Genomic DNA, 21,792 nt, shown 5'->3' with positions numbered 1-21,792 from the left:
ACCGCATGCCGTGAACCAGCCGAAGCCGCGACGCAGACACCGATCCGATGACCACCGGTTTTCTACAAAAGATTTTTGGCAGCCGCAACCAGCGGCTAGTCAAGCAATATCAAAAGACCGTCGCGGCGATCAATGCGCTCGAACCGCAGATCGAGCAATTGACGGATGACGAACTGCGCGCCAAAACGGGTGAATTCCGCCAGCGCATCGCCAGCGGCGAGTCGCTCGACAAACTGCTGCCGGAGGCCTTCGCGGTGTGCCGGGAGGCGAGCAAGCGCGTCCTGAAAATGCGCCACTTCGACGTCCAGCTGATCGGCGGAATGGTGTTGCATTACGGCAAGATCGGCGAAATGCGCACCGGCGAAGGCAAAACGCTCGTCGCTACGCTGCCGGTCTACCTGAATGCGCTGACCGGGCGCGGCGTCCACGTCGTGACGGTGAACGATTACCTCGCGCAACGCGACGCCGAATGGATGGCGCGCCTGTATAACTTCCTCGGTCTGTCAGTCGGCATCAACTTGTCGCAGATGGACCATGGCATGAAGCAGCAGGCCTACGGCGCGGATATCACCTACGGCACGAACAACGAATTCGGCTTCGACTACCTGCGCGACAACATGGTCTACGAGACCGATGCGCGGGTGCAGCGGTCGTTGAATTTTGCGGTCGTCGACGAAGTGGACTCGATCCTGATCGACGAAGCGCGTACGCCGCTGATCATCTCCGGTCAGGCTGAAGACCACACCGAACTGTATGTGCGCATGAATGCGCTGCCGCCGCTGCTCGAGCGTCAGATCGGCGAGGAAAAGGCGGATGGTACCGGCGTCGAAAAGCCGGGCGACTACACGCTGGACGAGAAAGGCCGTCAGGTGTTCCTGACCGAATCGGGCCACGAAAAGGCCGAGCGCCTGCTCTCCGAGTGGGGCCTGATCGGCGAAGGCGAAAGCCTCTACGCACCGCAGAACATCACGCTGATGCACCACGTGTACGCCGCCTTGCGTGCGCATACGCTGTTCTACAAAGATCAGCATTACGTGGTGCAGAACGGCGAAGTCGTGATCGTCGACGAGTTCACCGGCCGTCTGATGTCGGGTCGCCGCTGGTCGGATGGCCTGCACCAGGCCGTCGAGGCGAAGGAACACGTCAAGATCCAGAGCGAAAACCAGACGCTCGCATCGATCACGTTCCAGAACTACTTCCGGATGTACGCGAAGTTGTCGGGCATGACCGGCACGGCGGACACGGAAGCGTACGAATTCAATGAGATCTACGGGCTGGAAACGGTCGTGATCCCGACGAACCGCCCGTCCCGGCGGGTCGACAAGCAGGACCAGATCTACAAGACGGCCAAGGAACGCTACGACGCGGTGATTCGCGACATCCGCGATTGCTACGAGCGTGGGCAGCCGGTGCTGGTCGGCACTACGTCGATCGAAAACTCCGAACTGCTGTCGCATCTGCTCAAGCAGACCGGTTTGCCGCACGAAGTGCTGAACGCCAAGCAGCACGCGCGGGAAGCCGAGATCGTCGCGGAAGCGGGCCGTCCGAAGCGCGTGACCATCGCCACCAACATGGCCGGCCGCGGTACCGACATCGTGCTGGGCGGCAACGCCGAGAAGCAGGCTGCATTTATCGAAGCCGACCCGGCTATCCCGTCGGACGAGAAGGAACGCCGTATCCAGAAGCTGCACGACGAGTGGCAGGCACTGCACGATCAGGTGAAGGCCGCGGGCGGTCTGCACATCATCGGCACCGAACGTCACGAATCGCGCCGGATCGACAACCAGTTGCGCGGCCGTGCCGGCCGTCAGGGTGACCCGGGTTCGTCGCGCTTCTATCTGTCGCTGGAAGATCCGCTGCTGCGCATTTTCGCCGGCGACCGCGTGCGCGCCATCATGGATCGCCTGAAGATGCCGGAAGGCGAGGCGATCGAAGCGGGCATCGTCACGCGCTCGATCGAATCGGCGCAGCGCAAGGTCGAGGCACGCAACTTCGATATTCGTAAGCAGTTGCTCGAATACGACGACGTGTCGAACGATCAGCGCAAGGTGATCTACCAGCAGCGCAATGAATTGCTCGAGGCGAATGACATCACGGAAACCATCGGCGCCATGCGCCATGGCGTGATCACCGACATCGTCCATCAGTTCGTGCCGGCAGGCAGTATCGAAGAACAGTGGGACGTGCCCGAGCTCGAAGAAGTGCTGCGCAAAGAGTGGCAGCTCGATCTCGCCATTCAGGAAATGATCAACGAATCGTCCTCGATCAATGTGGACGAGATTCTCGAAGCCGTGATCGCCGCGGCGGACGAAGCGTACGAATCGAAGGTGACGCTGGTTGGCCGCGAGTCCTTCAGCAACTTCGAACGCTCCATCTTGCTGCAGACGCTGGATCGGAACTGGCGCGAACACCTCGCCGCGCTCGACCACCTGCGCCAGGGTATCCATCTGCGCGGTTATGCGCAGAAGAATCCGAAGCAGGAATACAAGCGCGAAGCGTTCGAATTGTTTGCTGCGATGCTGGACGATGTGAAGCTCAGCGTCACGCGCACGGTGATGAACGTGCAGATCGAGTCGCGGGAACAGCTGGAACAGGCTGCCGAGGATTTCGAAGAGCAGGGTAGCCACCTTGAGAACGTCGAGTTCCGCCATGCTGAAGTGGTCGAAGCCGCCGCGCCTGTAGCGGCTGAAGTGGCGACCGCCGCCATGATCGGCGACGCGATGAGCCACAGCGGAGCGCGTGCAGCGGCCGAACCGTTTGCAGACAACGTGCCGAAGGTGGGCCGTAACGATCCGTGCCCCTGCGGCAGCGGCAAGAAGTACAAGCAGTGCCACGGCAAGATTGCTTGAGATTGACCCAGCGGCGCGCCTCGAGCGCGCCGCATCGTTTTACCCAGCGTTTTGCTGGCGACTCCGCGGTGGTGCGTCGCACGTCGTTCCACCCCATTGTGATTTCCGATGCCGGCTCCATGCCGGCATTTTCAACTTAGACAGGTCGCGACCATGGCTGTCAATTTCCCCTCGATCGATCCCGCTCAACTCCATCCCGTCGCCGGCGTCACGCTAGGCTGGGCTGAAGCGAACATTCGTAAGCCGAACCGCAAGGACGTGCTGGTCATTTCCGTTGAAGAAGGCGCGACGGTTGGCGGCGTGTTCACGTCGAACCGGTTTTGCGCGGCGCCTGTCACGGTGTGCCGCGAGCATCTGGACCACGTTCGCGCGGGCGGCAAGGCGATTCGGGCGCTGGTGATCAATACCGGTAACGCGAATGCAGGCACTGGCGAGCCGGGCCTCGCGCATGCTCGCGAGACTTGCGTCGAACTGGCGCGTCTGACCGGCGTCGCCCCCGAGCAGGTGCTGCCGTTCTCGACCGGCGTGATTCTCGAACCGTTGCCGGTGGACCGCCTGAAGGCCGGCCTGCCCGCTGCGCTGGAGAATCGCCGGGCCGCGCACTGGTACGAGGCCGCGCAGTCCATCATGACCACCGACACGCTGGCGAAAGCAGCCTCGCGCCAGGTGACGATCGACGGCCACACGGTGACGATGACCGGTATCAGCAAGGGCGCCGGCATGATCAAGCCGAATATGGCGACCATGCTGGGCTTCCTCGCGTTCGACGCAGCGGTTTCACAGCCGGTGCTCGATGCGCTGGTCAAGCATGTCGCGGACCGCTCGTTCAACTGCATCACGATCGACGGCGATACGTCGACCAACGACTCGTTCATCCTGATCGCCTCGGGCAAGTCGAGCCTGCCGGCGGTCACGAGCACCGATTCGCCCGCTTACGCGGCACTGCGCGATGCGGTGACCGAGGTCGCGCAGACACTGGCTCAACTGATTGTGCGTGACGGCGAAGGTGCCACCAAGTTCATGACGGTGCAGGTCGAAGGCGGCGCGAACGTGGCCGAATGCCGCCAGATCGCGTATGCAATCGGTCATTCGCCACTGGTCAAGACGGCGTTCTACGCGTCGGACCCGAACCTCGGACGGATCCTCGCGGCAATTGGTTATGCGGGCGTGACGGATCTCGATGTCGGCAAGATCGACCTGTATCTGGACGACGTGCTGGTCGCCAAGGCAGGCGGGCGCAATCCGGAGTACCGTGAGGAAGACGGGCAGCGCGTGATGAAGAAGGCCGAGATCCTGATTCGCGTGGTACTCGGTCGCGGCGACGCGCATGCCACGATCTGGACGTGCGATCTGTCGCATGAATACGTGAGCATCAACGCCGACTATCGCTCGTAAGCCAGTATCCGATCAGCCTAAATTTTCGTCATGGATAAACTCGAACAGTTTCTGACTCGTGCCGAAGCATTGCTCGGCCGCCTGGAAGCCGTGCTTCCGCCCGCTACGCCCGACGTCGACTGGTCGGCAGCGGTCGCCTTCCGCTGGCGCAAGCGCCAGGGGCGCGGCTACCTGCAGCCGGTGCCGGCCATCTCGGACATCACGCTCGACGATCTGCAGAACATCGACCGCCAGAAAGGGCTGATCGAGCAGAACACACGTCAGTTCGTGCGCAAGCAGCCCGCCAACAACGTGCTGCTGACAGGCGCGCGCGGCACCGGCAAGTCTTCGCTGATCAAGGCCTGCCTGAACGCTTTCGCAAAAGACGGGCTGCGCCTGATCGAAGTAGACAAGGACGACCTGCACGACCTGGGCGATATCGTCGACCTGATCTCGGAGCGCCCGGAGCGCTTCGTCGTGTTCTGCGATGACCTGTCATTCGAGGATGGCGAGTCGGGCTACAAGGCGCTGAAGGTAGCGCTCGACGGCTCGGTGGCGGCCCAGTCCGATAACGTGCTGATCTACGCCACGTCGAACCGGCGCCATCTGTTGCCGGAGTACATGAGCGACAACGAGACGTACAAGCACACGTCCGATGGCGAGATTCACCCGGGTGAAGTGGTCGAAGAAAAGATCTCGCTATCCGAACGCTTCGGCCTGTGGGTCAGCTTTTATCCGTTCAAGCAGGACGACTATCTGGCGATCGTCGGGCACTGGCTGCAGCATTTTGGCTGTGCCGCCGCTGAGATCGAATCGGCGCGCGGCGATGCACTGGTGTGGGCGCTCGAACGCGGTTCGCGCTCGGGACGTGTGGCGTGGCAGTTTGCGCGGGACTGGTCAGGCCGGAAGTCGCAGGCATGACGGACGCCACCAACACCACTCACCCGCCTGCTGCGAACCCAACTGGCCGCCCTGTCACCGAAGTGGCGGTCGGCGTGCTGGTGCAGCCCGATGGGCGCTATCTGCTTGCGCAACGGCCGGCGGGGAAGCCCTACGAAGGTTATTGGGAATTTCCGGGCGGCAAGCTGGAGCCGGGTGAATCAGTCGAAGCGGCGCTGGCCCGTGAACTGCACGAGGAACTGGGCATCGAGGTCAAGGCGAGCCATCGCTGGCATACGCTTGAGCACGACTATCCGCATGCCTATGTGCGGCTTTATTTCTGCAAGGTGACACAGTGGACAGGTGATCCGCATGGCCGCGAGGGGCAGGCATTTGTCTGGCAATCGCTGCCTGCGGAAGTGTCGCCGCTGCTGCCCGCGACCATTCCAGTGCTGGAGTGGCTTGCTGCGGAATAACGGCGTGGCGCGCAAGACGCTGGGAAATGCGTCGACGCAACCCGGCACTCAGTGCGGGTTGTAGTCGCCGCTCGGTTCGTCGTCTGAAGGTGCTTCTTCGTCAGTGCCGCCGATCTTGTATTTCTCGGCGGCCCACGCACCGAGGTCGATCTGCTTGCAACGGTCGGAGCAGAACGGGCGGAAGCGGTTTTCAGGCGTCCAGCGGACTTCCTTTGCGCAGGTTGGGCATTTAACGACAGTAATCATTCGATCAGGCAATCAATCGCAAACGGGACAAGTTTCTAATATAGGGGCATTTTCGCTGTTTGAAAGGCGGCCCCACATGCACAGCCGTGACCATCACGCTACAGGCTGCAGAGCGTAAGCTGGAACGGCACGTCGACATCAACGGCGCGCGGCCGCAGATCGCCATCCTGCACGGTGAAGCGTACCCACAGCATGTACTTGTTGGCACTTGCCTCGGGAATAACCCGCAGCTCGGGCTGAACCCGCACCTGCATCAACTGGTACGAGCGGCCAGACAACATCTGCTGGTAGCTGCCCTGCATCGCCATCACCTTCGACGCCTGACCCGATTCACGCGCCAGACGCAGAACGATGGTCGCTGCATCGCGCAACGGCAGAAGCGGAGTGACCCATTTGGCGATGTCCTGGCGGCGCTGATCCGGGTGAGTTTGCTGCCAGGCGTAGTAAGACGGCAGGTCAAATTTGCAGGTGCCGCCCGGGATGATTGCACGGCTGCGGATACTCGCGAGCCATTCATTGTCTGCAAGATGCTGGCCAGTCTTGCCCTGCATCTGGGACAGTCCTGACAGCGTCTGTTCGATCTCGCCCAGTACCGCCTCAAGGGCATTCTGCTCGATGCCCGGATTGCCGCGGAACGGTGCGAGCGTTTGTCGTTGCCGCTCGAGTTCCTTCATCAGATCCGACTTCAGATCCGCGCGACCCGCGACTTCAGAGATTTCGAACAATGTCGTCAGCGCGACATGATGTTCCCTGGCGTCTTCCTGAGTCAGAAAGAACGTGAAGCGCTCGAACAGGTCTTCGAGGCGCAATAGCGTCCGGATTCGCTCGTTGAAGGGATACTCGTAAAGGATCAAGCGGGCTCGCCTCGGGCGTGGTCGGTGACGGGAATGCAGAACATTCTAATGCCGTGAGACTACCCTAGCAATCACACACTTTTTTGGTGCGCTTTTGCAAGTTTCTCTCCGTGTTTTGCGATTGTTTGAATGCGCCCTCTGTTCTTTATTGCGACAGGACTGAACTGTCGCGAGGGGCCATCTCCCGTGCCGTTGATCTGGCTCACGCGCCGGCGAGCGACAGGTACAAAGCGTGCTGCGCCTCGACCTGCCTGGTGAGTTCATCTATCGAGGTGTTGTTGTCGTTCACGATGACGTCGTCGGCCGCGGCGAGACGCGCCTCGCGGGTTGCCTGACGGGCGATGATGGCAAGCACCTGTTCACGGCCGAAGGCGTTGCGGCGCATCACACGCGAGACCTGAGTTTCGACGCTGCAGTCCACTGTCAATATGCGGTCCACACGTGTTTTCCAGGCGCCCGATTCGACCAGCAGCGGCACCACCAGCATGACGTAGGGTCCGCTGGCCGCGTTTCTCGCACGCTCGGTTTCGGCGCGGATCAACGGGTGCGTGATGCCTTCAAGACGCCGACGCGCCTCCTCGTCGCTAAAGATCAGCGCGCGCATGCGGGCGCGATCCATGGAACCGTCCGCTGCTACGAACGCGGCACCGAACTCGCTGGCGATCTGCGGCATCGCGACGCCGTTCGGCGCGGTGATCTGATGGGCAATCAGATCGGTATCGACGATTGCCACACCGTTCGTCGCGAACAGGTCCGCGACAGTGGATTTGCCGCTGCCGATGCCGCCTGTCAGTCCCACAGCAAACATGCGTCAGCCTCCGAGTGCGAGATAGAGCGGGGAGCCGAGAAACAGGGTGATCGCGCCGCCGGCCGCGAGAAACGGACCGAACGGCAACGGTTCTTCGAAGCGCATGCGTCCGCGCCACGTAGCGGCAAGCCCCACGACTGCGCCGGTCACCGCGGCGATCAACACGATCTGCGGCAACGCGGCCCAGCCGAGCCACGCGCCGAGTGCGGCGAGCAGCTTGAAGTCTCCGTAACCCATGCCTTCGATGCCGCGCACGAGCTTGAACACCCAGTGGACTACCCACAGTACGAGATAGCCCGCAATCGCGCCGGCGACCGCACTATGCAGGCTGGCGAACATGCCGTTGAAATTGACGATCAGGCCGGCCCAAAGCAGTGGCAGCGTCAGCGAGTCGGGCAGCAGGCGCGTGTCGATGTCTATCGCGCTCGTGGCAAGCAGCGCGGCGCACAAACCGAACGCGGCGAGTGCCATCGTGGTAGGACCGAACACGCTCAGGGCTCCCGCGGCGCAGGCAGCGCTAGCGATCTCGATTAACGGATAGCGTATCGACACGTGGGCCTTGCACGCGGAACATCGCCCGCGCAACAACACGTAGCTCACCACCGGGATGTTTTCCCACGCGCGCAGTACGTGTCCGCAGTGCGGGCATGCGCTGCGCGGCAGCCACAGGTTGTAGCGCGCCGGCAGGCCATCGTCCACTGGCGGCTGGTCGGTCGTGCCGCTGACTTCGTCGTGCCACGCCCGCTCGAGCATGATGGGCAGGCGATGCGCCACCACGCTCAGAAAGCTGCCGATGACCAGCCCGAAAACGACGGCGAAGGTGAATTGCAGGCCGGCCGGCAAGATGCCAAAGCTGGCGCCGAAGCCGGCCGCAACATGGCCATGAAGCGCGCTAAAGGAAGTGTCTGACACGGTTGCGTAGTTAGCCGGCATGGCAAAAGAGTGGGATTCGGCTGCGATGCTACACCACGTTGCCGAGTTGAATGATGGGAAGATACATCGCAATCACAAGGCCGCCGACCAGCGTCCCCAGCACGATGATCACCAGCGGTTCGCACAGGCTGGCAAGTGTGCCGATCTTTTCGTCGACCTGACGATCGCTGAGTGACGCCACGTCGATCAGCATCGCGTCCAATGCACCGGACTCCTCTGCGACCGCAACCGGCTGAACCACTTCGGGCGGAAAGCAATGTACTGCGCGCATCGCCGTGGCCAGGCGTTCGCCGCGCCGCAGGCGGGCGGCGATGTCGACGGTGGCGCGATCGAACCACGCGTTGCCGGTCGCGTGCGTGAGCGAGTCGAACGCGTCGGCGAGTGGCGTGCCGGCGGACAGCAGGGTGCCGAGTGCGCGGCTCCAGCGGGCGGCACATAACGTGGCCAGCAGTGGGCCAGCTATGGGCAATCTTAGCGACAGTCGGCCAAGCGTCATCCGCGCTGCTTCCGAACGACGCAGCAGGTAGGACAGGGCGGCACCGGCCGTCACTGCGCATGCTAGTGCGGGCACGCTCCAGCGTGCTGCGCCGGCGGATAGCGCTATCACTATCTGCGTCGGCACCGGCAAGCGCGCGCCAAAGCCGTCGAAGATCTGCTTGAAGGTTGGCACGACCCAGACCAGTAGTGCTGCTGTGATAGCGAGCGCCAGCAACAGGATCGCGACCGGATAGGTCAGCGCCGCCTTTACTTTGGCGCGTTGTGCGGCGCCGCGTTCGCGGTCCTCCGCGACGCGGGCCAGCACGGCAGGCAGCGCACCGGCCGCTTCACCGACCGCGACCAGCTGGCAATACAGCGCGTTGAATTGCACCGGATGCCGCGCCAGCGCCGAGGAGAAACTCAGGCCGCCGGTGATGTCGCGCGCCAAGGCACCGACGATCCGCGACATGCCGCGCTGACGGGGCGCAGGTGCTTGCGCCAGCAGATCGAGCGAAGGCGCGAGCGGTAATCCGGCGCGCAGCAGGCTTGCGAGCTGGCGCGTGAACCTCGTCACGTCAGCCGCGCGAGCTTTGGGACGCGGCGCCGGCCCAAGCGCCTTGATCTCGACGACGAACAGCTTGTCGCGCTTGAGCACGGCTCGGACGGCGTCCGTGTCTGGCGCAATCAGCGTGCCGCTATGCTGCGTGCCGGTTGCGTCGACGCCGCGCCATGCAAAACGCACGTCGAGCATTTCGGTGTCGGAGGATGCACGATTCATCATCGTTATGCGACCTCGGTAGCGCTCAGGGCTTCGGCGAGACTGGTCGTACCGTCCCGCACGCGCGCTAGCGCGGCATCGCGCAGCGTGGTTACGTGCTCGGTGTGAGCAAGGCGGGCGAGCGCATGGGTGCCCGCGCTTGCAACGATCAGCTCGCGCATCGCGTCCGACGCCGGCATGACCTGGTGAATGCCGATGCGCCCGCGGTAGCCGATACCGTGACATGCTTCGCAGCCCTTCGCTTCGTAAGGGCACCAGCCGTCGAGTTGGTCATCGGCGAAGCCGGCCGCATTCAAGGCCGTTGCCGATTGCGGCGCCGGCGCCCGGCACGCTACGCACAGCCGCCGCACGAGGCGTTGCGCTGTGACCATCCGTAGCGCCGCGGCGAGGTTGTACGGCTCGACGCCGATATCGATCAGGCGAGCGATGGCAGCGGGCGCGTCGTTGGTGTGCAGCGTGGAGAGCACGAGGTGGCCGGTCTGCGCGGCCTTGACGGCGACGTCCGCGGTCTCTTCATCGCGAATCTCGCCGATCATGATCACGTCCGGATCCTGGCGCAGGAAGGCGCGTAGCGCGACGGCGAACGTGAGGCCGGCTTTCTCGCGTACGCTGACCTGATTGATGCCGGCCAGCTGGATTTCAGCGGGGTCTTCGACGGAGCAGACATTGCGTGATTCGGCGTTCAGCATCTGCAGGAAGCAGTACAGCGAGAGTGTCTTGCCGCTGCCGGTTGGACCGGTCACGAGCACTAGTCCATGCGGTGCGCCGATGGCCGCTTCGAGCGCAACGCGCTGAGCGGGATTTAGCCCGAGCGAATCGAGCGAGAGCGTCGTGGGTAGTGCGTCTAGGCGGCGTAGCACCAGTTTTTCGCCGAATAGCGTGGGCAGAGAGTTCACCCGATAGTCTTCGAAGCGCCCCGGACTCGTTGCAATGCGCAGGCGGCCGTCCTGCGGAATCCGTCGCTCGGCAATGTCCATGCGCGCCAGGACCTTCACGCGCGTGATGAACGCGTCGCGCAGATGCGCGGGTGGTTGCGCGATGGCATGCAGCACGCCATCGATTCGCAGACGCATCCGCCAACCCTGTTCGGCCGGCTCGATATGCAGGTCGGATGCATTGCGGCGCGTGGCTTCTCGCAGCGTCTCGTTCAGCAGACGGACGGCGGGGGTGTTGTCGGCATCGGCCAGCCCGGGTGCTGCGCTACGACTGGTAACGTCGTCGCGGATTGCCCCGGCAAACGGCCTGGCTCCTGACGGTTGAGATGGCGCAAGCGGTGTGGATATGGCAGGACTAGCGACCGCCTCGGCTTCAGTCGCGATGGCACGATTTGATAAGTTAACCGCAGCAACATGATTCACCGCGTGATGCGTGGGGGCCGCCGGCGCGGAACGGTAAGAGGATGACATTGGAAACCGGCTGGAGCCGCCTGTAGAACACAACGACTCCATCATCCATTACGCCGGTCACGGCCGCTATTCAGCCGGATGGCCAGGCGTGCCTCACGCCTCTCCGGTCAAGCGTCGCGGCGCCTTACTCTTCGCCCCTGAGCGTGAGCCGGGCTTAAAAATCTTGACGGTGCGAACCGCCTGATCGTCACTGCGCATCACCTCGAGCTTGATCTCGCCGATCTGTACGCACACATCGCCATCAGGGATTTCCTCGAGTACTTCCAGAATCAATCCATTGAGCGTTTTTGGCCCGTCGGTCGGCAGCGTCAACTGTAGCCAACGGTTCAGCTCGCGCAATGGCATGCTGCCCGCGACGATGCACTCGCCTTCCTCGTTCCAGCCGCCGCGCGAGTTTGCGCCTCGCGGAATCGAGGTGGTGAACTCGCCGATCAGCTCCTCGATGATGTCTTCCGGCGTGACCAGACCCTGCAGTTCGCCATATTCGTTGACGACGAGCGCCGTACGGTGACGGCTTTCCTGGAAGTACTGCAACTGCTGGAACACTGGCGTGCCGCTCGGCACGAAATACGGTTCGGCCAGCAACTCGCGCAACGTCTCCCGCTCCAATTCCTGGTTGTGTAGTGCTGACAGTGTCTTGCGCACATGCAGCACGCCGAGCACGCGGTCGATGTCGCCCTGATAGACGATCAGCTTGTTGTGATAGCAGGTCTCGAGCTGATGCAGGATCTGCTCGAACGGCGCGTCGAAATCGAGCGCCTCGATGCGGCGGCGCGGAATCATCACGTCATCGACAGAGATGTTTTCCAGATCGAACAGGTTCAACAGGATGCTACGGTGCTTGGTCGGCATGAAGCTGCCAGACTCGAGCACGATGGTCCGCAGTTCCTCAGTCGAAAGCCGCTGATCGTGCGCGCCTTTGGTATTGATACGCAGGATGCGCAGGATGGTGTTGGCGAACAGGTTGACGAACCAGACAATCGGCCTGGTCGCGCGCATCAGCGGTGCGATCAGCAGACTCGCCGGCAGTGCGATCTTTTCCGGAAAAGTGGCGCCGACAATTTTCGGCGTGATCTCCGCGAACACGATGATCAGGAATGCGACGATGCCGGTTGCGATGGACAGCACCAGATTGTTGCGCCCGAACGTATGCAACGCGACCGAGGTGGTGAGCACCGGGATGATCGTATTGAACAGATTGTTGCCGATCAGGATCACGCTCAGCAACTCGTCGGTGTGCGCGAGCAGCCCCTGCGTGGTTTTGGCGCCGAGTGCGCCCTGATTGGAGAGATGCTTCAGGCGGTGGCGGTTGAGTGCCATCATCGCCGTTTCGGAGATGGAAAAGAAACTGGAACAGATAAGCAGCAGGACGACGGCGCCTATCTGCGCCCATAAGGGTAGTTGTTCCACGTGTCGCGAACTGGTAGGGGGCCGGGATGGAAAGAATATAGCAGAGGGGATCGTGCGTGCCTTCCTGGCCAAAAGGCATAGGAGCACCAAGGCTAGAAGCGCATGACGATTGCGCAAACGACAGGCGAAAAAAAACCGCACAACATTGCGCGGTTTTTTCAAAATCTGGTCGGGGTGAGAGGATTCGAACCTCCGGCCTCTACGTCCCGAACGTAGCGCTCTACCAGGCTAAGCTACACCCCGATTTGTACTGCTGGGTACTGCCAACTCGATTCAGACTGATTCGGCGTTTAAGTCCCGTTTAGGACTGTCTCGCCGTCGAGTAAGAACATAATTCTAGCAGGCTCTCTTTAAAAATGGAATCTGGGAACGAAGAAATTGCTGCGGCTGCGGCCTGGGCTTCCTGTTTCGCGCATTCCAGCGTGTGATCCAGCGCGCCGGAGCGGGTGATCGCCTCGAAAATGGTATCGAAACGGTCCGTGCCGCCTTGCTCGATCGCCTCGCGCGCGAGCGCCGACTGCTCCGGCGTGCCGCGTTCGATCAGATAGATGAGCGGCAGTGTGGGCTTGCCTTCGCGCAGGTCGTCCCCGGCATTCTTACCCATGGATTCGGCTGTGCCGGTGTAGTCGAGCCAGTCGTCCATAATCTGGAAGGCTGTACCGATGCGCCGGCCAAATTCCGCAGCCGCGGCTTCGGTGGTCGCATCCGAACCTGCCAAAACCGCGCCGAGCTGGGCCGCCGCCTCGAACAGCTTGGCCGTTTTGTAGCGGATCACCTGCATGTAGCGCGCTTCGTCCACGTCGGCGTCATGCATGTTGAGCAGTTGCAGGACTTCGCCTTCGGAGATGATATTGGTCGCCTCCGAGAGAATCTCCATGACCCTCATTTTGCCGACCCCGACCATCATCTGGAACGAGCGCGAGTACAGGAAATCGCCCACCAGCACGCTTGCCGCGTTCCCGAACAGGGCGTTCGCTGTCTGACGGCCGCGCCGCAGGTCGGATTCGTCGACCACGTCGTCGTGCAGCAGGGTGGCCGTATGGATGAATTCGACCACCGCGGCCAGTTCGTGCCGGTGCCCCGTCGTCTCGCCCAGCGCGCCGGCCACCAGCAACAGCAGCGCGGGCCGCAGGCGTTTGCCGCCGGCGCTGATGATGTACTCGGAAATCTGGTTGATCAGCATCACCTCGGACGCCAGGCGGTGCCGGATGACGCGGTTCACCTGCTCCATGTCTTCGGCGATCGGAGCGAGCAGGCTGGCGGCGTTGGGAGAGGGGGTGGCAGTCGACGACATGATGGCTGAATTGGGTAGTGCCGCGAATTATAAGGCGAATCGCGACAGTTCCGGGCCGCAGCCTGCGGGATCGAAGCACGGCGCCCCGTCCGGCGGAGCTCTGCGAGGCCTTGCGGCGCCGGTCAATGAGTTTTGACCGCGCAGCTAACTCTATGTATAATCACGGGTTTCCGCGCGTGGTGCGTAGGAAAAATGAACACAGAGTGAGGTTCTCAATGTACGCGGTCATAAAAACCGGTGGCAAGCAGTATAAAGTTGCCGTCGGCGAAAAACTTAAAGTAGAACAGATACCGGCAGACATTGACGCTGAAATCACGCTCGACCAGGTTCTCGCAGTGGGCGAAGGCGAATCGATTAAGTTCGGTACGCCGCTGGTCAGTGGGGCTTCCGTCAAGGCTACCGTCGTGTCGCAAGGTCGTCACGCGAAAGTGACCATCTTCAAGATGCGTCGCCGGAAGCACTACCAGAAGCATGGCGGCCACCGCCAGAACTACACCGAACTGCGCATCGACGCGATCAACGCGTAAGCGCACCGGTTAAGGAGCTATCAAATGGCACACAAAAAGGCAGGCGGATCGTCACGTAACGGCCGCGACTCCGAGTCGAAGCGTCTCGGCGTGAAGGTTTACGGCGGTCAAGCCATCAACGCTGGCGGCATCATCGTACGTCAACGCGGCACGCGTATGCACCCGGGCGAAAACGTCGGTATCGGCAAGGATCACACCTTGTTCGCGCTGACGGACGGCCACGTCAAGTTCACGACGAAGGGCGCAGCGAAGAAGCAAACGGTCAACGTAGTCCCGGCAGCAGCCTGAGTTTATTCAGGCACGGGCTTCAGGACCGGAACAAAGGCCCCGCGAAGTTAGCGGGGCCTTTTTCATTCCAGGTTCACGGCTGAGAAGGGTGTCGTGAGCCCGCGCGGATGGCCGATCGGTCGATTGTCCAACGCACCGCGGGCACGGCAAAATAGCAACACGATACGGGACGGAGTTAGGCATGAAGTTCATTGACGAAGCGAGGATTGAAGTCATCGCCGGCGACGGAGGGGATGGCAGCGCGTCGATGCGCCGCGAGAAGTTCGTCCCGTTCGGCGGTCCGGATGGCGGTGACGGCGGCCGCGGCGGCAGCGTGTACGCTGTGGCGGACCGCAACATCAACACATTGATCGACTACCGGTACGCCAAGAAGCATCTGGCGCGCAACGGCGAAAACGGTCGCGGTGCGGATTGCTACGGCAAGGGTGGCGACGACGTTACGCTGCGCATGCCGGTTGGCACGACTATCTCGGACACGGAGACCGGCGAGCTGATCGCCGACCTGACCGAGCACAATCAGAGCGTCCAGATCGCGCAGGGTGGCGCGGGTGGCCTCGGTAACCTGCATTTCAAGTCCAGCACGAACCGCGCGCCGCGTCAGAAGACCGACGGCAAGCCGGGCGAACGCCGCATGGTGCGTCTTGAGCTGAAGGTGCTGGCCGATGTCGGCCTGCTCGGCATGCCGAATGCCGGCAAATCCACCTTCATTTCCTCGGTGTCGAACGCGAAGCCGAAGATTGCCGACTATCCGTTCACCACACTCGCGCCGAATCTGGGCGTGGTGCGCGTCGGGCCGAGCCGCAGCTTCGTGATCGCCGACATCCCTGGGCTGATTGAGGGCGCCGCAGAAGGCGCCGGCCTGGGGCACCAGTTTCTGCGCCATTTGCAGCGTACGGGGCTGTTGCTGCACATCGTCGACATCGCGCCGTTTGATGCTGAGGTCGATCCGGTTGCGGAAGCCAAGGCGATCGTCAACGAACTGCGCAAGTACGACGAACTGTTGTACGAAAAACCCCGCTGGCTGGTCCTGAACAAGCTCGACATGGTGCCGGAAGACGAGCGCGAAGCGCGCGTCGCGGCCTTCCGCGAAGGCTTTGGGTGGGACGGCCCGGTATTCGAAATCTCGGCGTTGACGGGGCAGGGATGCGAAGCGCTGACCTATGCGGTGTACGACTATATCGCCGCGCATTCGGACGCGCAGCGCCAGGCCGAAGCCGAAGATCTCGCCGCAGACGTGCGTTTCCGTGAGAAGCAACAGGGCGCGGCGTCGGGTGAAACCGGTGAGCCGGTCCAGCCGCAGGAATAAACGGGCATAGCTTGGGCGCCGGCGCGTCCGAATAGGGCCGCCGGCCAGCATACGCATCATCTTGGGAGACCGCGCAGAATGCGTTCCGTCATCGCAGACTCCAGGCGATTGGTAGTGAAAGTCGGGTCGAGCCTCGTCACTAATGACGGGCGCGGCCTGGACCATGCCGCGATCGGCCGCTGGGCGGCGCAGATCGCCGCCTTACGGGCGCAGGGCAAAGAGGTCGTGCTGGTGAGTTCTGGGGCTATCGCCGAGGGGATGCAGCGGCTTGGCTGGACCAAACGCCCGCGCGAAATCGACGAGTTGCAGGCGGCTGCCGCTGTCGGGCAGATGGGGCTCGCGCAAGTGTACGAGAGCCGCTTTGCCGAACATTCGATCCGTACAGCGCAGATCCTGCTGACCCATGCCGATCTGGCCGACCGCGAACGCTATCTGAACGCACGTTCCACATTGTTGACGTTGCTGCGCCTGGGCGTGGTGCCGATCATCAATGAAAACGACACGGTCGTTACCGACGAAATCAAGTTCGGCGATAACGATACGCTGGGCGCACTGGTAGCGAATCTGATCGAAGGCGATGCGCTGATCATCCTTACCGACCAGCAAGGTCTCTTTACCGCTGATCCGCGTAAGGACCCGTCAGCCACGCTCGTCCAGCAGGCCGACGCCGGTGCACCAGAGCTTGAGGCGATGGCCGGTGGCGCGGGCTCGAGTCTCGGCCGCGGCGGCATGCTGACCAAGATTCTCGCGGCCAAGCGGGCAGCCCATAGCGGCGCCAATACGGTAATCGCGAGCGGTCGGGAGCCTGATGTGCTGGCGCGGCTCGCCACCGGCGAGGCGATCGGTACCCAGTTGATTGCCCGCACCGCGCGGATGGCGGCGCGCAAGCAATGGATGGCCGATCACCTGCAGGTGCGCGGACACGTGGTGATCGACGACGGCGCGGTCGAAAAGCTGACGGAAGGCGGCAAGAGCCTGCTGCCGATCGGCGTGGTCGGCGTGCAGGGCGCGTTTGCGCGTGGCGAGGTGATTGCCTGTTTAAGCGCGGCGGGACGCGAGGTCGCGCGGGGACTCACGAACTACAGCAGCGCCGAGACCAAGCTGATTCAGCGCCGCCCGAGTGGCGATATCGAAGGCGTGCTGGGCTATATGCTGGAGCCCGAACTGATCCACCGCGACAACCTCGTACTGGTCTGATATCACGCTAACCCGAAAGGAAAGGTAAGCGTGCAAACCGCGCGAAACTCAATGAAGTTGCGACGCCGCGGTACGGTGCATGCGTAAGTTATCGACGATCGTCTTGGCTGAACCCGTCGGAATCTTGTTCGCGCAGAAGTAGTCCTGATAGAGCGACGCCTGATAGCCATTCAGCGTACTGTCTTCGATACGTGCAAACGCCGTGGCGACGGTGTTGTCCCAGCCATCGTGATCCGCGTTGAGAGCGGCGTACTGGCGCCACTCATACGTATCGCAGCGAATCCCTTCGTAGTTCACGTTGTGCGCGCCGCTCGGGCTCGTCACGACCACCGTGTAGCGCACCACACCGTCATTGCCAACCGACAGCGATTTCGCGTCGACCGCAAACTTCAGCGGCGTGTTGCCGGATACATCGAACGGGATCAGATTTGAAGCCAGCGGCAGCGAGGGCAGTGTGTCGACCTTGTCTTCGGTCCAGTTAGGCTTGCGATCCAGCAGATACGTAAACGCGCTGTCATCCTTGTTGGTGGGGGTGTTCGAACAACCAGCCAGCAGGGCGCCGGTGGCGACGCACGCCACGACGAGAGCAAATGCTTTCAATATGATTTCCTCGAAACGCCGGCGCGGCTTTTCATGAGCCGCACCGGCAGATGCGGCGCAGAAAGCCGCACAGGGTTTAGTCGCGCAGACCTGGCTGGGTCAGGGTGTTGTCGGCAGGTCCGCAGTCGGACTCGATCGTCGTGCGAATCGTAGTCTCAACCGTTACGGTTGTTACCGACACTTCCTGCATCTCCGTCACGGTCGACGCTATCCGGGGATAGCGCGGCCCGTGATGGCCGCCAGGTTTATCCGAACGCGGCGCAGCACGGCGCAGAAAACGGGACAACTCCGTCAACGCCAACTGATACACATCCCGCTTGAACTCGATCACACAGTCGAGGGGTACCCAGTACTCGTTCCAGCGCCACGCATCGAACTCCGGATGATCGCAGGCGCGCAGGCAAATATCGCAGTCGCGCCCCACCATCCGAAGCAGGAACCAGATCTGTTTCTGGCCGCGGTAATGACCGCGTACTTCACGCTTGATGAACTTGTCCGGCACCTCATAGCGCAACCAGTCGCGCGTGCGACCGATGATCTTGACGTGCTCCGGAAGCAGACCGGTTTCTTCGTGTAACTCCCGATACATCGCTTGCACGGGGGTTTCACCATACTTGATGCCCCCTTGCGGAAACTGCCAGGAATGTTCACGGAGCCGTTTGCCCCAAAACACCTCGTTGTGCGCGTTCAAGAGGATGATGCCGACGTTCGGGCGAAAGCCTTCACGATCCAGCATACAACCACCTTCGAATCCTTTAAAATTGCTTTGATTATAAACAGATAACGGGCCTGACGCAGCGGATCGCTCTGGATTGGAATGATTCGCCGCAACATAGGCGCGTTTGCTATAGCCTTTGTCTGTGGGCCATCCGGCGCAACGGCGCCGTGGTGGCACATATAACGATGGCTTCGGCCTAAGGGTTTTTCACAGGTCTGCGAAGCGTTTGTGACGTCTTTGTCGCGCCTTTGTCGAGTTCCCCACCGTTTTCACCTTTCGGGCGGTCGCTCCGGCGCCGCCGCTTTTGGAAAAATTCTGAATGAAAGCTTCCCGTTTCTTTATCGGCACCCTCAAAGAAGCCCCGGCCGACGCCGAAATCGTCAGCCACCAGCTCATGGTGCGCGCCGGCATGATCCGTCGCGTGGCAGGCGGCATCTATAACTACCTGCCCGTCGGCCTGCGCTCGATCCGCAAGGTGGAAGCCATCGTGCGCGAGGAAATGAACCGGGCAGGCGCGATCGAACTGCTGATGCCGGCGGTGCAACCGGCAGAGTTGTGGCAGGAATCGGGTCGCTGGGAGAAATACGGGCCGGAACTGTTGCGTTTCAAGGACCGTAAGCAGTCCGATTTCGTGATCGGGCCGACGCACGAGGAAGTGGTCACGGACATCGCCCGCAACCAGATCAAGAGCTATCGGCAGATGCCGGTGAACTTTTATCAGATCCAGACGAAGTTCCGCGACGAGATCCGTCCGCGTTTCGGCGTGATGCGCGGCCGCGAATTCATCATGAAAGACGCGTACTCGTTCGATAAGGATCTGGACGGTCTGAAAGAGTCGTATCGCAAGATGTACGACGCGTACGTGCGCATCTTCACGCGCCTCGGTCTCGACTTCCGTGCAGTGGCGGCGGACAACGGTTCGATCGGCGGCAGCGGCTCGCACGAGTTCCACGTGATTGCCGACACGGGCGAAGACGCGATCGCTTACTGCCCGACCTCGGAGTTCGCGGCGAACGTCGAAGCGGCGGAAGCGCTGCCGCTGATCGCGCAGCGCGCCGCGCCCGCCGAAGAGATGAAGAAGACCGCCACGCCCGGCAAGGCAAAGTGCGAGGCCGTGGCTGAACTGCTGAATATCCCGCTCGAGCGCACCATCAAGTCGATCGTGCTGGCGACCGAAAACGAAGGCGCCGAGCCGACCATCTGGCTGTTGATGCTGCGCGGCGACCACGATCTGAACGAGATCAAGGCGAGCAAGCTGCCGGGTCTGGCTGACTTCCGCATGGCGACGGAAGCGGAAATTGTCGCGGCCTTTGGCACGCCTCCGGGCTATCTCGGGCCCATCAACACGAAGAAGCCGGTCAAGGTGATCGCGGACAGCACGGTCGCGAACATGAGCGACTTCGTGGTCGGCGCGAACGAGGTGGATTACCACATCACCGGTGTGAACTGGGGTCGCGATCTGCCGGAGCCGGTCGTCGCAGACATCCGCAATGTCCAGAAGGGCGACCCGTCGCCGGACGGCAAGGGCGTCATCGACATTTGCCGCGGTATCGAAGTGGGCCACGTGTTCCAGCTCGGCAAGAAATATTCGGAAGCCATGAACGCCACGTTTCTGGACGAAACCGGCAAGCCGCAGCGGATGGAAATGGGCTGCTACGGCATCGGCGTCACGCGTATCCTCGGCGCGGCGATCGAACAGAACTTCGACGACAAGGGCATCATCTGGCCGGAAGCAATCGCCCCGTTCGAAGTCGTGCTGTGCCCGATGGGCTACGACCGCAGCGACGCTGTGCGCGAGCAGGCCGACAAGCTGTATGCGGAACTGGTCGCAGCTGGCGTGGACGTGATCCTCGACGACCGCGGCGAGCGCCCGGGCGTGATGTTCGCCGACTGGGAGCTGATTGGCGTGCCGCACCGTCTGGTGATCGGCGACCGCGGCCTGAAGGAAGGCAAGGTCGAGTATCAGGCGCGCCGCGATACCGAAGCGACGCTGCTGCCGGTTGAGAGCGCCGTGCAGACGGTGTCGGAGAAGATCCGCGCAGCACTCGCGCATTAACCGGGGCGGACGGTGGAGTACAACTTCCTGTCTGCGACCGTCCTGCTTCTTCTGATCACCGACCCGCTGGGCAACATCCCGCTCTTTATCAGTTGCCTGCGCGGGGTGGCGCCGGATCGGCGGACCGTCGTCATCCTCCGCGAGGTGGCGATCGCGTTTGTGATCCTGCTGGTGTTCATGGTGGTCGGCGACCGCTTTCTGCGGATGATGAGCCTCACCGATCAGTCGTTGCGGATTGGCGGGGGCATCGTGCTGTTTCTGATCGCGATCCGCATGGTCTTTCCGCATCCGGACGGCCCATTCGGCAACGACACGCGCGGCGGCGAGCCACTGATCGTGCCGCTCGCGATCCCCGCGCTCGCAGGTCCGTCGGCGCTGGCAACGGTGATGCTGCTGACCTCGCAGGCGCCCGGCAAGACGTTCGAGTGGATCGGTGCGTTGACCGTGACCATGCTGGTTTGCGCGATTGTTTTGATGCTGGCGGAGCGCATCCAGAAGTGGCTAGGCGAGCGCACGATGATGGCGTTCGAACGGCTGATGGGACTCGTGCTGGTGGCGATCTCGGTCGAAATGATTCTCGGTGGGATCCGGTCCTTCGTGCATCAGCTGTGAGTTGCGCGTCGCCGGTTTTAACGCGCTGAGATCAACAAAAAAAAAGCGGCCACGCAGGCCGCTTTTTTGTTGCCGGGCGCTGACCGCTGACCAGACCACAGCCGCTGCGGTTTGAGCGCAGTCCCTCACGCCCCGTCGGTCAAAGCACGAATCGTGGGCAAATTGCGCCAGTATCCCTTCGCATCCATCCCGCAGCCGAAGACATAGCGGTCCGGCACTTCGAAGCCACAGAAGTCCGGACGCAGCGGCTTGGCCTTCGGGATGATCTTCTCGCACAGCACCGCGCTCATGAAGCGTTTCGCGCCCATATCGAGGATGCGGTCGCGGATCGCGGCCATCGTCTCGCCTTCGTCGAGGATGTCGTCGAGCACCAGCACGACGCGATCCTTTACCGATTCGGCCGGCGCCACGCGCCACTGCATCTCGCTGCCACCCTTGGTGGTGTTGCGATAGCGGGTGAGGTGGATGTAGTCGAACTCAAGCGGGAAATCGAGGTGCGGCAACAGCATGCCGGTGAACACCGCCGCGCCGCCCATCACCGAGAGTACGAGCGGAAACTCCTCGCTCATTTCGGCGGCGATGGCCGCAGCCATTCCGCTGATCGACGCATTGACGTCGTGGGCCGAAACGATTTCTTCGGAGTGGCGGAATATGTGGAGAGCTTCTTCGCGATTCATGACGTCTGGCGGGCGGTAGCTGTATAC

At 62.2% G+C, this 21,792-nt stretch carries 21 protein-coding genes and 1 tRNA gene; 10 read left to right on the top strand and 12 right to left on the bottom strand.

Annotated features, from left to right (window positions below; genetic code table 11):
- Positions 1-47: 47 nt before the first annotated feature.
- The 4 genes from secA to P3T24_RS34890 all read left to right on the top strand — a co-directional run bounded on the left by secA (position 48) and on the right by P3T24_RS34890 (position 5,578).
- A complete protein-coding gene (gene secA, locus P3T24_RS34905; protein ID WP_429286650.1) occupies positions 48-2,849 on the top strand; it encodes a preprotein translocase subunit SecA in 2,802 nt (933 codons plus the stop codon).
- Between the two features lie 153 nt (positions 2,850-3,002).
- Entirely contained in the window at positions 3,003-4,244 is a 1,242-nt protein-coding gene (gene argJ, locus P3T24_RS34900; protein ID WP_429286649.1) for a bifunctional glutamate N-acetyltransferase/amino-acid acetyltransferase ArgJ, read from the top strand.
- 30 nt (positions 4,245-4,274) lie between these two features.
- Positions 4,275-5,144, top strand: coding sequence for an ATP-binding protein (locus tag P3T24_RS34895; RefSeq protein ID WP_074262547.1), 870 nt, complete (start codon positions 4,275-4,277; stop codon positions 5,142-5,144).
- Complete coding sequence (locus P3T24_RS34890; protein ID WP_429441338.1) at positions 5,141-5,578, top strand: NUDIX domain-containing protein; 438 nt, start codon at positions 5,141-5,143, stop codon at positions 5,576-5,578. The genes P3T24_RS34895 and P3T24_RS34890 overlap by 4 nt, the downstream gene beginning before the upstream one ends.
- A gap of 48 nt (positions 5,579-5,626) precedes the next feature.
- Here the strand turns inward: P3T24_RS34890 and yacG are convergent, their stop codons facing one another.
- The 9 genes from yacG to P3T24_RS34845 form a co-directional block, all read right to left on the bottom strand.
- Positions 5,627-5,824, bottom strand: a complete 198-nt coding sequence (yacG, locus tag P3T24_RS34885) for a DNA gyrase inhibitor YacG (RefSeq protein ID WP_429286648.1) — start codon at positions 5,822-5,824, stop codon at positions 5,627-5,629.
- A gap of 98 nt (positions 5,825-5,922) precedes the next feature.
- The gene (gene zapD, locus P3T24_RS34880; RefSeq protein WP_074262544.1) at positions 5,923-6,678 is read right to left on the bottom strand and encodes a cell division protein ZapD; all 756 of its coding nucleotides are present in this window, start codon (positions 6,676-6,678) and stop codon (positions 5,923-5,925) included.
- Between the two features lie 202 nt (positions 6,679-6,880).
- The gene (coaE, locus tag P3T24_RS34875) at positions 6,881-7,486 is read right to left on the bottom strand and encodes a dephospho-CoA kinase (protein WP_429441336.1); all 606 of its coding nucleotides are present in this window, start codon (positions 7,484-7,486) and stop codon (positions 6,881-6,883) included.
- 3 nt (positions 7,487-7,489) lie between these two features.
- Positions 7,490-8,419, bottom strand: coding sequence for a prepilin peptidase (locus P3T24_RS34870; RefSeq protein WP_429441334.1), 930 nt, complete (start codon positions 8,417-8,419; stop codon positions 7,490-7,492).
- A 28-nt stretch (positions 8,420-8,447) separates the two neighbouring features.
- The gene (locus tag P3T24_RS34865) at positions 8,448-9,674 is read right to left on the bottom strand and encodes a type II secretion system F family protein (RefSeq protein WP_429441357.1); all 1,227 of its coding nucleotides are present in this window, start codon (positions 9,672-9,674) and stop codon (positions 8,448-8,450) included.
- Positions 9,675-9,679: 5 nt separating this feature from the next.
- Entirely contained in the window at positions 9,680-10,957 is a 1,278-nt protein-coding gene (locus P3T24_RS34860; RefSeq protein ID WP_429441356.1) for a GspE/PulE family protein, read from the bottom strand.
- Positions 10,958-11,173: 216 nt separating this feature from the next.
- Entirely contained in the window at positions 11,174-12,490 is a 1,317-nt protein-coding gene (locus P3T24_RS34855) for an HlyC/CorC family transporter (RefSeq protein WP_074262540.1), read from the bottom strand.
- Positions 12,491-12,656: 166 nt separating this feature from the next.
- Positions 12,657-12,733, bottom strand: a tRNA-Pro gene (locus P3T24_RS34850).
- Positions 12,734-12,791: 58 nt separating this feature from the next.
- Positions 12,792-13,784: a polyprenyl synthetase family protein gene (locus tag P3T24_RS34845; RefSeq protein WP_074262539.1), complete on the bottom strand. Its 993-nt coding sequence runs from the start codon at positions 13,782-13,784 to the stop codon at positions 12,792-12,794.
- 215 nt (positions 13,785-13,999) lie between these two features.
- Between P3T24_RS34845 and rplU the strand changes: the two genes are divergently transcribed.
- The 4 genes from rplU to proB all read left to right on the top strand — a co-directional run bounded on the left by rplU (position 14,000) and on the right by proB (position 17,102).
- Positions 14,000-14,311 carry a 50S ribosomal protein L21 gene (gene rplU / locus P3T24_RS34840; protein ID WP_007180329.1) on the top strand — a complete coding sequence of 104 codons (312 nt, stop codon included), beginning with the start codon at positions 14,000-14,002 and terminating at the stop codon, positions 14,309-14,311.
- Between the two features lie 24 nt (positions 14,312-14,335).
- The gene (rpmA, locus tag P3T24_RS34835; protein WP_074262538.1) at positions 14,336-14,599 is read left to right on the top strand and encodes a 50S ribosomal protein L27; all 264 of its coding nucleotides are present in this window, start codon (positions 14,336-14,338) and stop codon (positions 14,597-14,599) included.
- A 181-nt stretch (positions 14,600-14,780) separates the two neighbouring features.
- On the top strand, positions 14,781-15,905 hold the full coding sequence (gene cgtA, locus P3T24_RS34830; protein WP_429441332.1) for an Obg family GTPase CgtA: 1,125 nt from the start codon (positions 14,781-14,783) through the stop codon (positions 15,903-15,905).
- Positions 15,906-15,983: 78 nt separating this feature from the next.
- The gene (proB, locus tag P3T24_RS34825; RefSeq protein ID WP_429286642.1) at positions 15,984-17,102 is read left to right on the top strand and encodes a glutamate 5-kinase; all 1,119 of its coding nucleotides are present in this window, start codon (positions 15,984-15,986) and stop codon (positions 17,100-17,102) included.
- Positions 17,103-17,150: 48 nt separating this feature from the next.
- Here proB and P3T24_RS34820 read toward each other — a convergent pair whose 3' ends face one another.
- Positions 17,151-17,702 (bottom strand): CNP1-like family protein, encoded by a 552-nt coding sequence (locus tag P3T24_RS34820; RefSeq protein WP_074262535.1) that lies wholly within the window; start codon positions 17,700-17,702, stop codon positions 17,151-17,153.
- Between the two features lie 76 nt (positions 17,703-17,778).
- Positions 17,779-18,438 carry an RNA pyrophosphohydrolase gene (locus tag P3T24_RS34815; RefSeq protein WP_074262534.1) on the bottom strand — a complete coding sequence of 220 codons (660 nt, stop codon included), beginning with the start codon at positions 18,436-18,438 and terminating at the stop codon, positions 17,779-17,781.
- 301 nt (positions 18,439-18,739) lie between these two features.
- Here P3T24_RS34815 and P3T24_RS34810 point away from each other — a divergent pair, with 301 nt between their 5' ends.
- Positions 18,740-20,476, top strand: coding sequence for a proline--tRNA ligase (locus P3T24_RS34810; protein ID WP_429441330.1), 1,737 nt, complete (start codon positions 18,740-18,742; stop codon positions 20,474-20,476).
- 12 nt (positions 20,477-20,488) lie between these two features.
- Complete coding sequence (locus tag P3T24_RS34805; RefSeq protein WP_074262532.1) at positions 20,489-21,088, top strand: MarC family protein; 600 nt, start codon at positions 20,489-20,491, stop codon at positions 21,086-21,088.
- A gap of 125 nt (positions 21,089-21,213) precedes the next feature.
- On the opposite strand, the gene P3T24_RS34800 is transcribed toward P3T24_RS34805, so the two are convergent.
- Positions 21,214-21,765, bottom strand: a complete 552-nt coding sequence (locus P3T24_RS34800) for a hypoxanthine-guanine phosphoribosyltransferase (protein WP_074262531.1) — start codon at positions 21,763-21,765, stop codon at positions 21,214-21,216.
- Positions 21,766-21,792: the final 27 nt, after the last annotated feature.

Origin of the sequence: Paraburkholderia sp. GAS33 (assembly GCF_050436645.1) — a bacterium.
GTDB classification, from domain to species: Bacteria; Pseudomonadota; Gammaproteobacteria; order Burkholderiales; family Burkholderiaceae; genus Paraburkholderia; species Paraburkholderia phenazinium_B.
This window is presented reverse-complemented; position numbering and strand designations above follow the sequence as displayed.

Bases quoted from the DNA above. Each gene is read 5' to 3' on its own strand.
- coaE (WP_429441336.1), bottom strand. From the start codon at position 7,486: ATGTTTGCTGTGGGACTGACAGGCGGCATCGGCAGCGGCAAATCCACT.
- yacG (WP_429286648.1), bottom strand. From the start codon at position 5,824: ATGATTACTGTCGTTAAATGCCCAACCTGCGCAAAGGAAGTCCGCTGG.
- P3T24_RS34895 (WP_074262547.1), top strand. From the start codon at position 4,275: ATGGATAAACTCGAACAGTTTCTGACTCGTGCCGAAGCATTGCTCGGC.
- secA (WP_429286650.1), top strand. From the start codon at position 48: ATGACCACCGGTTTTCTACAAAAGATTTTTGGCAGCCGCAACCAGCGG.
- argJ (WP_429286649.1), top strand. From the start codon at position 3,003: ATGGCTGTCAATTTCCCCTCGATCGATCCCGCTCAACTCCATCCCGTC.
- cgtA (WP_429441332.1), top strand. From the start codon at position 14,781: ATGAAGTTCATTGACGAAGCGAGGATTGAAGTCATCGCCGGCGACGGA.
- P3T24_RS34800 (WP_074262531.1), bottom strand. From the start codon at position 21,765: ATGAATCGCGAAGAAGCTCTCCACATATTCCGCCACTCCGAAGAAATC.
- P3T24_RS34865 (WP_429441357.1), bottom strand. From the start codon at position 9,674: ATGAATCGTGCATCCTCCGACACCGAAATGCTCGACGTGCGTTTTGCA.
- rpmA (WP_074262538.1), top strand. From the start codon at position 14,336: ATGGCACACAAAAAGGCAGGCGGATCGTCACGTAACGGCCGCGACTCC.
- P3T24_RS34870 (WP_429441334.1), bottom strand. From the start codon at position 8,419: ATGCCGGCTAACTACGCAACCGTGTCAGACACTTCCTTTAGCGCGCTT.
- P3T24_RS34890 (WP_429441338.1), top strand. From the start codon at position 5,141: ATGACGGACGCCACCAACACCACTCACCCGCCTGCTGCGAACCCAACT.
- rplU (WP_007180329.1), top strand. From the start codon at position 14,000: ATGTACGCGGTCATAAAAACCGGTGGCAAGCAGTATAAAGTTGCCGTC.
- P3T24_RS34845 (WP_074262539.1), bottom strand. From the start codon at position 13,784: ATGTCGTCGACTGCCACCCCCTCTCCCAACGCCGCCAGCCTGCTCGCT.
- P3T24_RS34810 (WP_429441330.1), top strand. From the start codon at position 18,740: ATGAAAGCTTCCCGTTTCTTTATCGGCACCCTCAAAGAAGCCCCGGCC.
- P3T24_RS34815 (WP_074262534.1), bottom strand. From the start codon at position 18,438: ATGCTGGATCGTGAAGGCTTTCGCCCGAACGTCGGCATCATCCTCTTG.
- proB (WP_429286642.1), top strand. From the start codon at position 15,984: ATGCGTTCCGTCATCGCAGACTCCAGGCGATTGGTAGTGAAAGTCGGG.